This is a genomic window from Stappia indica (genome assembly GCF_001696535.1).
Lineage (GTDB): Bacteria > Pseudomonadota > Alphaproteobacteria > Rhizobiales > Stappiaceae > Stappia > Stappia indica.
In genome coordinates this window covers 422,100-434,047 of the sequence record NZ_MBQE01000003.1, presented here as the reverse complement: position 1 = coordinate 434,047, position 11,948 = coordinate 422,100, and the positions used below count along the sequence as shown (strand labels likewise).

General features: G+C 66.4%; 11 protein-coding genes. 3 read left to right on the top strand and 8 right to left on the bottom strand.

Features of this window, described 5'->3' with window-relative positions:
* Positions 1-131 precede the first annotated feature (131 nt).
* The 3 genes from BBX35_RS13340 (at position 132) to BBX35_RS13330 (ending at position 2,847) form a co-directional block, all read left to right on the top strand.
* Entirely contained in the window at positions 132-1,124 is a 993-nt protein-coding gene (locus tag BBX35_RS13340) for an L-threonylcarbamoyladenylate synthase (RefSeq protein WP_067220870.1), read from the top strand.
* A 432-nt stretch (positions 1,125-1,556) separates the two neighbouring features.
* Entirely contained in the window at positions 1,557-2,486 is a 930-nt protein-coding gene (locus BBX35_RS13335) for a histone deacetylase family protein (protein ID WP_067220868.1), read from the top strand.
* Between the two features lie 106 nt (positions 2,487-2,592).
* Positions 2,593-2,847, top strand: a complete 255-nt coding sequence (locus BBX35_RS13330; protein WP_067220865.1) for an exodeoxyribonuclease VII small subunit — start codon at positions 2,593-2,595, stop codon at positions 2,845-2,847.
* A 12-nt stretch (positions 2,848-2,859) separates the two neighbouring features.
* Here BBX35_RS13330 and BBX35_RS13325 read toward each other — a convergent pair whose 3' ends face one another.
* The 8 genes from BBX35_RS13325 to dxs all read right to left on the bottom strand — a co-directional run bounded on the left by BBX35_RS13325 (position 2,860) and on the right by dxs (position 11,660).
* The gene (locus tag BBX35_RS13325; RefSeq protein WP_067220862.1) at positions 2,860-3,990 is read right to left on the bottom strand and encodes a class I SAM-dependent methyltransferase; all 1,131 of its coding nucleotides are present in this window, start codon (positions 3,988-3,990) and stop codon (positions 2,860-2,862) included.
* Positions 3,991-4,035: 45 nt separating this feature from the next.
* Positions 4,036-5,295: a class I SAM-dependent RNA methyltransferase gene (locus BBX35_RS13320; protein WP_067220860.1), complete on the bottom strand. Its 1,260-nt coding sequence runs from the start codon at positions 5,293-5,295 to the stop codon at positions 4,036-4,038.
* A 71-nt stretch (positions 5,296-5,366) separates the two neighbouring features.
* Complete coding sequence (locus BBX35_RS13315; protein ID WP_067220858.1) at positions 5,367-6,110, bottom strand: TlyA family RNA methyltransferase; 744 nt, start codon at positions 6,108-6,110, stop codon at positions 5,367-5,369.
* Between the two features lie 3 nt (positions 6,111-6,113).
* The gene (locus BBX35_RS23995; protein WP_279626361.1) at positions 6,114-6,248 is read right to left on the bottom strand and encodes a hypothetical protein; all 135 of its coding nucleotides are present in this window, start codon (positions 6,246-6,248) and stop codon (positions 6,114-6,116) included.
* Positions 6,249-6,274: 26 nt separating this feature from the next.
* Complete coding sequence (locus BBX35_RS13310) at positions 6,275-6,892, bottom strand: SCO family protein (protein ID WP_067220856.1); 618 nt, start codon at positions 6,890-6,892, stop codon at positions 6,275-6,277.
* A gap of 6 nt (positions 6,893-6,898) precedes the next feature.
* Positions 6,899-7,441, bottom strand: coding sequence for a copper chaperone PCu(A)C (locus BBX35_RS13305; RefSeq protein ID WP_067220854.1), 543 nt, complete (start codon positions 7,439-7,441; stop codon positions 6,899-6,901).
* A gap of 598 nt (positions 7,442-8,039) precedes the next feature.
* Positions 8,040-9,470 (bottom strand): MFS transporter, encoded by a 1,431-nt coding sequence (locus BBX35_RS13295; RefSeq protein WP_067220849.1) that lies wholly within the window; start codon positions 9,468-9,470, stop codon positions 8,040-8,042.
* A 270-nt stretch (positions 9,471-9,740) separates the two neighbouring features.
* Positions 9,741-11,660 (bottom strand): 1-deoxy-D-xylulose-5-phosphate synthase, encoded by a 1,920-nt coding sequence (dxs, locus tag BBX35_RS13290; protein WP_067220846.1) that lies wholly within the window; start codon positions 11,658-11,660, stop codon positions 9,741-9,743.
* Between the last annotated feature and the right edge of the window lie 288 nt (positions 11,661-11,948).

The window sequence follows — 11,948 nt, the reverse complement described above, 5'->3', positions numbered from 1 at the left end:
GCTAAGGCCGCAGAACCGCCCGGCATCATTTCGGGCGCGAGGATGGCTGCGGCTAACGTAAACGTCAACACGTGACGTGGCGAAAACCGACCGGCTCTCCGAACGCCGCTACGGGAAGCAGGAAAACGGACATGCGGCGCTGGCAGATCGATCCGCAGGGAACCGGCTGGCGCGATACGCCGGAGTTCGAAGCGGCCGTTGCCGACCTTCTGGCAGGGCGGCTGGTGGCAGTCCCCACGGAAACCGTTTACGGCCTCGCAGCCGATGCGACCAACGCCCGCGCCTGCGCCGCGATCTACGCCGCCAAGGGACGTCCCAGCTTCAATCCGCTGATCGCCCATGTCGCCTCGACCGAGGCTGCCGGCCGGCACGGCGTTCTAGACGAACGCGCGCAGACGCTGGCGGCCGCGTTCTGGCCCGGTCCTCTCACCCTCGTCGTGCCGAAGCGCCCCGACAGCCCCGTGTGCGACCTTGCCACCGCCGGTCTCGACACCATCGCCTTGCGGGTGCCGGCCGCCGCGATCATGCGCGAGCTTTCGCAGGCCAGCGGTCGCCCGATAGCCGCGCCCAGCGCCAACCGGTCCGGCTGCATCAGCGGAACGACAGCGGATGCGGTCGCCGGCGATCTTGCCGAACATCTCGCCCTGCTGATCGATGCCGGACCGACCCCGGTGGGGGTTGAGTCCACCATCGTCGGCCTTACCGGCAACCGGGCAACACTTCTGCGGCCCGGTGGCATCGCCCGCGAGGAGATCGAGGCCGTACTCGGCGAACCGCTTGCGGCCCCCGCGCATTCACCGGGCGACGCGCCCGAGGCGCCGGGCATGCTGACGTCGCATTACGCCCCGCGGGCCGGCCTGCGGCTCGATGCTATCCATGTGGAGCCGGGCGAGGCCCTGCTTGCCTTCGGCACGCCGCTTCCTTCCGGCGCCGAACGCGCATCCGCCGTCGCACAATTGAGCGAGAGCGGCGATCTGCACGAGGCGGCCGCCCGCCTGTTCACGGCCATGCGCCAGCTCGATGCAGGCGGGGTCGCACGCATTGCGGCCATGCCGGTTCCCGAGACGGGACTTGGCGAAGCGATCAACGATCGTCTGCGCCGCGCCGCAGCTCCCCGTGACTGAGAGGGTGCCAGGCACCCCTCCGGTCCTCGCGACATCGCTAACGCAGCGTTCCATGAAGATGACACGCAAATCATCTTGATTTCCCTGTCATTTTTTACAGCGACAATATGACGAAAGCTTCCGCCTTGGACCAGTTCCCAAGTAGCCGGACGATTTTTTCGCACATTCCGTCTTCTGAAACGGCTACGAATCAATTAGTATTATCATTGCCTTCACAGGCGATGCAGCGGACCTCCCCTACGGGCGCTAGCCTGCCCGCACCTCTCCCCGGGGCCGGCACTTTCGAGCCGCCCCGGCTTTCTTTTGTCCGCTCCTCCCGATGCGTCCGCGATATCGCGCCCAGCCCCTTGCCTTTGGCTCATTGACACGTCCCTTCGTGGCCGGTCAGATGAGTCACCAAGCGCCCGAAACGGCACAAGCAAGGAAACGCTCTTGGCAACCCTCTACCTGCATCACACCGCCTATCTCGACCATCTGACCCCGGTCGGCCATCCCGAACGTCCCGACAGACTCCGAGCCATCGACCGCATTCTGGAGCATGAGCGCTTCCAGACGCTGCAGCGGGAAGTTGCGCCGATGGGCCGGATCCAGGACATCGCGCGGGTGCATCCTTCGTCCTATATCGACATGCTGCACACCATGGCTCCGCAGGACGGGCTGGTGCGCATCGACGCGGACACGACCATGTCTCCGGGAACCTGGGAAGCGGCGATGCGCGGCGTGGGCGGTGCCTGTCAGGCGGTGGACGAAGTGATGAGCGGCAAGGTGGGCAACGCGTTTTCCGCCTCCCGGCCGCCCGGACATCACGCCGAAACGGCCCGCGCCATGGGCTTCTGCCTGTTCAACAATGCCGCCGTCGCAGCCCGCTACGCCCAGCAGGAGCACGGCGCCGAGCGCGTCGCGATCATCGACTTCGACGTGCATCACGGCAATGGCACCCAGGATATCTTCTGGGCCGATCCGACCGTCATGTACTGCTCTACCCACCAGATGCCGCTCTATCCGGGCTCAGGCGCCGCGAGCGAACGCGGCGAGGCGAACACCATCGTCAACGCTCCGCTGGCCGCAGGCGACGGCGGGGAGGAGTTTCGCGAGGCGATGGATCTTGCGATCCTGCCGCGCGTCGAGAGCTTCCGGCCGGACCTCGTGATCATCTCCGCCGGCTTCGACGCCCATACGCGCGACCCGCTCGGCGGGCTGAACCTGGTCGAGGCCGATTTTGCCTGGGCCACCATGAAGCTGATGGAGATCGCGGACAGGACCTGCGGCGGGCGCGTCGTTTCCGTTCTGGAAGGCGGGTACGATCTGGAAGGCCTGGCGCGCTCGGCGGCCGCCCACATCATGACGCTCATGAAGGCGTGAGAGGCCATCCACAGGCGAAGGTGCGGACCCCTTGCCTCGCCTTGCCGGGCAGAGGGGCGCCCTGTAGGTTGGCACTCCAATCGACGCATCAAGCAGGAGCCGACGCGTGACCCGAGACGATACCGACCCGGCGATCGAGGCACTCGCCTTCGAGGTTGCTCTCAAGGAGCTCGAGGAGATCGTCGGCCGGCTCGAGCGCGGCGACGTTCCGCTGGAAGAGAGCATCAAGCTCTATTCGCGCGGCGACCTGCTGCGCCGCCATTGCGACAAGCTGCTGAAGGCCGCCGAGGCCAAGGTCGAGCGCATTCAGCTGGCCGAAGACGGGAGCGCTGCCGGCACCGCGCCGCTCGACGTCGACTGAGGGCGCCCCCGGCTAATCCTTGATGTAGAGCGCGACGCGCGACAGGAAGGCCGAGGACAGATCCGCGCGGCGCAGTCCACCTGCCGCGAACAGGGCATCGAGATCCTCTTCCAGATAGCTGCGGTAGTACGGCTCGTGGAAGAGATCCGGGAACAGTTCCAGCAACCCGTCATTCTCCGGCAGATCGCCCCGCTGCAGGCTGTCGATGAAGATCAGCCGTCCGCCGGGTTTCAGCACCCGGGCGAATTCGCGCGCCACCATGCGGCGGATCTTCGGTGGCAGCTCATGGAACAGATAGACGCAGGACAGGGCATCCAGACTGCCATCGGCAAAAGGCAGGCTCTCCGCATTGGCGTTGATGAAGCCCGCCCGCCGTACCCTCGCCTTCGGCAGCATCTCGCGCGCGTGTTCCAGATAGGGCACTGACAGATCGACCCCGACGCCGCGAAGGCGCGGAAAGGCGGCAAGGGCCGGCGCCAGCAGCCCGCCCGTCCCGCAGGCGATGTCGGCATAGGCAATCTCGCGCTGGTCCTTCTCGCGCACCAATTGCGACAGATGGACAAGACCCTGCCGGCGCATCGCCGCGCTGGCGCCCTTGAACAGCACCTCGACCTGAAAATCGTAGATACGGGCACTGTCGCGCGACAGCCATCCTTCGCTCTGGAAATGGAAGTTCTGCCGGTAGTAGCGCGGCAGGCCGGAAGCACCCTCACGGGTCGCCTCATAGACTTCCTGATGACCACCGGTCACGCGCCGCCTCGCAACCTTCGGCACATCGGCAAGAAACCGGCGACTGAGGTCCAGGAAGGCGCGCGGGCTGCCAAACTCGCCATCCGGCATGGGGTAGTGCCCCGCCTCGACATTGGCGAGATCGCGCGCAAACAGGGAAGCAATCTGAGACAAGAGGCGCCGAAGATCCGGCGTCGAAATTCCCGAGCGCCGAGCAGGTTCGCCCCGTTCGGGACGATCCGGCGCGGAGCCTGCATCTTCCTTGTCGCGCGCGGCCCTGACGATGCGCCGCGAAATCGACTGCGCTATCTCGCCATGCACCGCGAACCAAGCGACACGAGAGCCCTGGCGCGCGACATAGCGCGCCCTCCGCCCCCAGGTGACTGCACGACCGGCAAGGCTTGGTTCCGCCATGGCGCTCTCCTGTCTTTCGACCCGGGTCGCCGCGGCGGCTGAGGCTCAGCCCCGCGACAGGACCGCGACAACCTCAATATGGGGCGAAAAGCGGAACTGATCCACCGGAAGGACGGACGATATCCGGTAGCCGCCGTCGACGAGGATGCGCAGGTCGCGGGCCAGCGTTCCCGGATTGCACGAAACGGCAACCACGGTCGGCACCTTGGAGCGCGCCAGTTCCTTTGCTTGCGCCTCCGCGCCAGCACGCGGCGGATCGAAGACCACCGCCTCCATGCCCCGTCCGTAATCGTCGAGTTCTACCGCCGTCAGCGGATTGCGGAAGAGATCCCGGCGCTCGGCGCGGATCTCCCGCAGTGCCCCCGCACCTGTTCTCATCGCCCGGTCGAGCGCGGCGAGCGCAGACGCTTCGCCCTCGACCGCGCGCACCGTCGCCTTGCGGGCAAGGCGCAGGGCAAACGTCCCCGAACCACAGAAGAGATCTGCGACCTTGCGCGCCTTGCCGACACCGGACAGCACACGGGCGGCAAGCGCCTCCTCGCCGGCTTCCGTTGCCTGCACGAATGCGCCGGGCGGAGGAACGAGAGGAATGCCGCCCATGACGATGGCCGGCGCGCGCGCCTCAACGAGAACCTCGCCATTGAGCGACAGGCGGGCGATTCCGGCCGCCATCGCCTCCTCGATCAGGCCAGCCGTCGCGCGCGGCTCGACCTTCGCGGTGGAAGCAAGAGCCAAATCCGCGCCTGTGGGCGTTGCGAGAACGGTGAGGGTCACCTCTCCCTTGCGCGGCATCACCCGCGCGGCCAGCGTCTTCAGCACAGGCAGCAGGTCGACGATCTCAGGCACCAGCACCGGACAGCGGGAAACGTCGACGAGGCGATGGCTGGAGCGCTCATGAAAGCCGAGAAGAATGCGGGCACCGGCACGCGTTGCAGCAAAGACTGCACGACGACGACCGCGGCCACCGGCGTCTACCGTCGGCTCGATCAGCGGCTCGACCCCTTCCAGCCCGCGCGCAGCAAATGCTGCGACGACCTGCTGGCGCTTCCACTCCAGGATCGCGGCCTGATCCATATGCTGCAACACGCAGCCGCCGCAGGTGCCGAAATGCGGGCAGACGGGCTCCACGCGATCCGGCGAGGGAGACACCACCTCCAGCAGCTGGGCCCGCGCGCCCTCGCGGCGGACCCGTACGGTCTCTCCGGGCAGTGTGAAGGGCACATGGACGGGGCCGTCCGGCGTGTCCGCCCTGCCCTCGCCCTTGTGGGCAAGAGCGGTGATGTCGAGTGTCGCGTCCTGGGTCATGGGGCACCGGTTACTCCGCCGCCGGGTCGCGCGCAAGCAGGGATGCGGACAGACGGAGGAAAGGCGCGCTTTCAGCGGTCCTTGATGGCCGCCAGCAGCCACTCGCGATTGCCGTCGCCGCCGGTGATCGGCGACGGTTCGAGGCCAAGCACGGGCCAGCCGCCAAGGTCGGCGAGCCAGCGCGCGAGATCGCGGGCGACCTCCTCTCCGACCTGCGGGTCGACGAGACCGCCCTTGCCCACCGCCTCGCGGCCCGCCTCGAATTGCGGCTTCACGAGAAAGAGGCCGCACGCGCCCGGCGCCGCAAGGTCCAGTGCGGGCGGCAGCGCCAGGCGCAGGGAAATGAAGCTCATGTCGGAGACGACGGTGGCCGGGGACTCGCCGTCCAGATCCTCGAGCGTCAAGGCGCGGGCATTGATGCCATCGCGCCTGACCACGCGCGGATCACCCGCGATCATCGGGTGCATCTGCCCATGCCCGACATCGATGGCGTGGACCTTCGAAGCGCCGGCCTCCAGCAGGACCTGCGTGAAGCCGCCGGTCGACGCGCCGAGATCGAGGGCAATCCGGCCGGCAACATCAAGGGAAAAGTGCTCCAGCCCGGCCTTCAGCTTGAGCGCCGCACGCGAGACATAGCCGCCGGCGGGATCATCGACATCGAGCCGGGCTGCCATGCCCACCTTCTGGCCGGGCTTGTCCACCGCTACGCCGTCGACCCGCACGTGACCACGCAGGATGGTGTCGCGGGCGCGGGCACGGCTTTCGACCAGCCCGCGCGCCACCAGAAGCTGGTCCAGCCGCTCACGCTCCGCCATCGGTCAGAAGCAGTTGGCGATGCCGGTGAGCAACCGGTCGACATAGATGCGCTCGCCATACACCAACCACAGGGCGCCCGTCGCGACGAAGGCCGCCGCGAAGAACAGTCCAGCAGGGAGGAGCAAATCCGAGCGCATGTCGAAGGTCCGGTTCACATCAGGTGTCAGGACGCATTATCGATCAGGCGGCGCAGTTTCACCATGGCATTTTTCGGGTCTTCGTCATACGCGATCGTGCCGACGAACCGGTTGTCCTTGTCCATCAGGAACACCGCCGCCGAATGGTCCATCGTGTAGTCGCCGTCATCCAGCGGCACCTTGCGGGCATAGATGCGATACGCCTTGACCATCTCCTCGGTCTGCTCCGGCGTGCCGGTCAGCGGGCGGATACGCTTGTCGAAGGCGGCGACATAGTCGCGCATGACCTCCGGCGTGTCGCGCTCCGGGTCGACCGAGACGAAGGCGAAGTTCATCTTGCCGGCATCCGGGCCGAGCTGCTCGATCCACATCTGCGTTTCGGCAAGGGTGGTCGGGCAGACGTCGGGACAGAAGGTGAAGCCGAAGAAATAGGCCGACGGCTTGCCCCGGAAATCCGCATCGGTGACGGTCTTGCCGGTCGATGCATCGGTCATCGTGAACGGGCCGCCGATACTGGCGAGAGGCGCTATCAGCCCTTCGCCTTCCGGCGCGACATACTGCTTGTAGCCGACAAAGCCCATGGCGCCGAGCAGGACGATCACCGCCCCCCAGGCGACGTAACGAAGGATCTTCAGTGCTGACATTCCGGCTTACTCCTTCGCGCCGTGCTGGCCATGGCCGGACATGCCCTGGCCCATATCGTGACCCATTCCGTGGCCCGACATGCCCTTGGCGCCCATCTTCTCGACACTGAGCGACATCTCGACCGTACCGGCCTTCTCGAAGGTCAGGGTGACGGGCACGCTTTCTCCTTCCTTGAGCGGACCGGTCAGCTCGAGGAACATCACGTGATAGCCGCCGGGCTTCAGCTCGAGCGTTCCGCCGGCCGGCACTTCGACGCCGTCCGCCATCTCGCGCATCTTCATGACGCCGTCCTGCACGGCCATCTCGTGGATCTCGGTCCGCGTGGAGACCGGCGAAGAGACGGACACGAGGCGGTCGGCCTCGCCGGAATTGGCGATGGTGAGGAACCCACCGCCGGCGCGGGCGCGCGGCGGCGTCGCGCGCGTCCAGGCTCCCGAAAGGGTCAGGTTTCCGGCGGTCACGTCGGCCGCGAACGCAGGCAGGTTGAAGGCGGGCAGTGTGGCAACCGCAATCAGGGCGGCAAGGGCAAGCTTGGCAAATCTGGTCATGTCATCGTCTCCCGATGGACGTGTAGCAGCTCCGTCCTGCGGCGACATGGACATGGCGCAAGGACGGAAAAGATTGCCGGCGGCCGCGAGGGCGGCGCCGCCGGATCAGGTCCTGACGGAAGGTGGCGCTCGGATCGCGCCAGACCGCTGCACGCGGCCTGAGACAGCCGGCTCGCTGCGAGGACTGAGCTGCTTGAGGGTCGACGAATGTGCGCGGGGCGCCGGCTCTGCCGCGGACGGTACCGCCGCAGAGACGAGTGATCCGGAATGCGCGCAGACCGGACCACAGGGGCAGAAGCCGGGCGCGTGATGCGGCAGGCCGGACGCCGGCTGCGTCTCTTCCGCAGAAGCGCCCACGCCACCGAGGCAGAGCGACGACAGGGCCTCGTCGCCCGCGCTTCCCGCCTTTGGCAGGGCGAGCGGCATGGCCGTCAGCTGCAGCATGAGGGCGAGCGCGCAGGCCAGCACGAATGGCAGGGCCTCGCGGCGCAAAACGCCTAGCATGGTCAAGCTTCGGATCATGGCGCGACAATGCCCGAAGCGCCGCTGCGGGTCGAGCGATGAGATGCCGCAGGCGGGACGAGACGGACGATCACGGTCAGTTGCGACGCGGCGCGGTCTCGTCGGCATCCCCCGCAGGCCCCGGCGCGGTGCCTTCCGGCCGGGTTTCGTCCGAAGCTGCGTCTTCGTCTGGCGCGCTTGTCCAGAATTCCTCGCTGACCGAAGCGGACGTCTCCTCGGAGTTCTCCTCGTTGATGTAGTCGTAAGCCGGGAACTCTTCCGGGGGAATGACCGAGGGGTCCTCCAGATCCAGCGGCTCGGGGCTGAGCACCGTACCGACCTGCGCCGAGGCGGCGTAGTCGAAGTCCGTCTTGTCCTCGACGGACGGGGCTGCGCGCTGGAACAGGCGCGAGAGAATGTAGAGCCCCATCAGGCCCTGGATTACCGCCACCTGCAGGAAAAGACCCCAGGGACCGACCGACTGCATCAGGTAGGAGGCCGTGAGCGGGCCAAACGAGGAACCGATGCCGAAAGCCAGATTCATGCCCGACGACGTTTCGACATAGTCGTTGCGGTCGGCATGGTCGAAGGCGTGCGAGGCTGCGATCGCGTAGGCCGGCTGGGTGGCGACACCCGCCAGCAGCGCCAGCAGGATCGCCATCGTGACGCCCTCGATCGGCACGGTCATGAAGATGATGCAGACCAACACGGCTGAAGTCGCAAGGCCGAGCAGCACGAGCCGGCGGTCGAGCCTGTCGGAAATGCGTCCGATGGGCCACTGCGTGATCGCGCCGGCACCGACAAAGGCCGCCGCGAAATAGGCCGCCTGGCTGGTCGTCAGCCCGATCTGGATCGCATAGAGCGGCGCCAGCATCCACAGCGCGCCCTGCGTGACGCCGATCAGCAGCACCGCGACGAGAGCCGTCGGCGAGTTGCGGTAGAGCTTCACCGGGCGGAACCGGACCACGGTGATCGGTGCAGGCTGGTTCGCGGTCGTCAGCGAGACCGGGATGACCGCCAGGCTGACGGCAACCGAGGCGATGGCGAATGGCACGAAGGTGGTGATGTCCATCACCGTCAGCGACAGCTGACCGGTCGTCATCGCCGCATAGACCAGCACGATGTAGATCGACATGATCGTGCCGCGGTTCTCGTTCGACGCCTGCTCGTTCAGCCAGCTCTCGACGATCATGTAGAAGCCGGCGAGACAAAAGCCGGAAATGATGCGGATCGCGCTCCAGGACAGCGGATCCACCATGATCGGATGCAGGATCGCCGCTGCCGACATCAGCGAGACGAGCGCGGCGAATGCACGGATATGACCGGCGCGCATGATCACGTAAGGCGCGCCGAGGCAGCCCAGAACGAGACCGAAGAAGTAGCTGGACGAAACCAGACCGACCTGCAGGTCGGAAAAGCCGGCCTGCGAACCGGCAAGCGGAATCAGGGTACTTTGCAGGCCATGGCCGGTGACCAGCAGCGCAATCGCGATGAGAAGGGCCGAAACCGGGGCCAACGCCTGCGCCATATCGCGCTCTTTCCTGATTTTGCGTGCCGGCGCTCACGGTCCGGCAAGGGCGTTTCGGGAGAGGCGCAACGCAAGGCTTGCAGCTGGTCGCCACTCCAAGGACCAATGGCAGGCGCGCAGAAGCGCGTGCCGGTGTTGAGCGGACCGTTTCAATATTCGCGCGGCAGTGTCAATGCACGGCCGGCGCATGGCGCTGCCCGCTCAAGGCATGGGTCGCGAAATCGCCCTGCCGTGCCGCTTTCAGACCAGTCTGTCTCGGGCCAGCCTATATCAGGCCAGTCGCGCCGCGGACCCCGCATCACGACCGAGGGCGGCAAAGACCGTCCGGAGAATGCCGCGGGCATCGAGCCCCGCCTCCGCATACATGCGCTCCGGCCGGTCATGCTCGATGAAGCGGTCGGGCAGGCAAAGCGGACGGACCTTGAGGCCGGCATCCAGCGCCCCGCGTTCGGCCAGCAGTTGCAGTACATGCGAGCCGAAGCCGCCGACCGAGCCTTCCTCGACCAGCACCAAGACCTCGTGTTCGCGGGCGAGCCGCATGACCAGGTCCTCATCGAGCGGCTTTGCGAAGCGCGCGTCGGCAACCGTGGTCGACAGACCGGCCGCGTCCAGTTCGTCCGCCGCCAGCAGGCATTCGCGCAGACGGCTGCCGAACGACAGGAGAGCGACCTTGGTCCCCTCGCGGATCACGCGGCCCTTGCCGATCTCCAGCACCTGACCGCGCTGCGGCAGGTCGATGCCGACACCCTCGCCACGCGGATAGCGGAAGGAAATCGGACCCTCGTCATAGGCGGCTGCCGTCGCCACCATGTTGCGCAGTTCCGCCTCGTCGCCGGCCGCCATCACCACGAAACCGGGCAGGCAGGCGAGATAGGCAGTGTCGAAACTGCCGGCATGGGTCGGGCCATCGGCGCCGACCAGACCGGCACGGTCGATCGGAAAGCGGACCGGCAGCCCCTGGATGGCGACATCGTGCACCACCTGGTCGTAGCCGCGCTGCAGGAAGGTCGAATAGATCGCGCAGAACGGCTTGTAGCCCTCCGTCGCCATGCCGGCGGCGAAGGTCACGGCATGCTGTTCTGCGATGCCGACATCGAAGGTCCGCTCCGGGAAGGCTTCGCCGAAGAGATCCAGGCCCGTCCCGTCGGGCATGGCCGCCGTGATTGCGACGATCCGCTCGTCGTGCCGCGCTTCCTCGACAAGGCTTTCGGCGAACACGCGGGTGTAACTCGGGGCATTGGCCTTGGGCTTGGACTGCTCGCCGGTGATCACGTCGAACTTGGCAACGCCGTGATACTTGTCGGCAGAATTTTCCGCCGGCGCATAGCCCTTGCCCTTGCGGGTGACGACGTGGATCAGCACCGGGCCCTGATGGGTGTCGCGCACGTTCTTCAGCACGGGCAACAGGTGGTCGAGATTGTGACCGTCGACAGGGCCGACATAGTAGAAGCCGAGCTCCTCGAACATCGTCCCGCCCGTCCAGAAGCCCCGGGCATATTCCTCGGCCCGTGCGGCCTTCTGCTGCAGGTGACGCGGCAGCACCTTGGCCAGCTGCTTTGCGGCGTCCCGCAAGGTGAGATAGGTCCGCCCGGAGACGAGACGCGCCAGATAGGCGCTCATCGCGCCGACCGGCGGAGCGATGGACATGTCGTTGTCGTTGAGAATGACGATCAGGCGGGAGTGCTGGGCGCCCGCATTGTTCATCGCCTCGTAGGCCATACCGGCGGACATGGCGCCGTCGCCGATCACCGCGATGATGTTGTTGTCGCGCCCCTCGAGATCCCGCGCGACGGCCATGCCGAGCCCGGCAGAAATCGACGTCGAGGAATGCGCAGCGCCGAAGGGGTCGTATTCGCTCTCGGCGCGCTTGGTGAAGCCGGACAGACCGCCACCCTGGCGCAGGGTGCGGATGCGGTCCCGCCGACCTGTCAGGATCTTGTGCGGATAGCACTGATGGCCGACATCCCAGATCAGCCGGTCGTCCGGCGTGTTGAAGACATAATGGATCGCCGCCGTCAGCTCGACCACGCCGAGCCCTGCCCCGAGGTGTCCGCCGGTCACAGAGACGGCGTCGATCACTTCCGCCCGCAGCTCGTCTGCAAGCTGGCGCAAGTCGCGCTCAGGAAGCTGGCGAAGGTCGCTCGGCGAACTGACGGTGTCGAGCAAAGGCGTTTCGGGGCGTTTGTACACGGATGCGATCCCAGGGGTTCGACGCGAGACACGGGAGGTCGAAGCGCTCCCGATCGTGTGGCGGCCATGCCGGTGAATACCACCATGTTCACATAGGGCGCAAATCCGGGCAGTGCATCCCCTCTTGCGACGACCGCAAAATGCGGCAACCAGACGGATGAATGCACCCTATCCGCGCAGTGAAGATGCAACCACAGGTAAATCAATCCTTGTTGAAAATTCTGATATTGCCTGAAAATTCCGGTTGATACGGTGCATTTAGGGGATGCAAGAGGCACAAAAAACTAC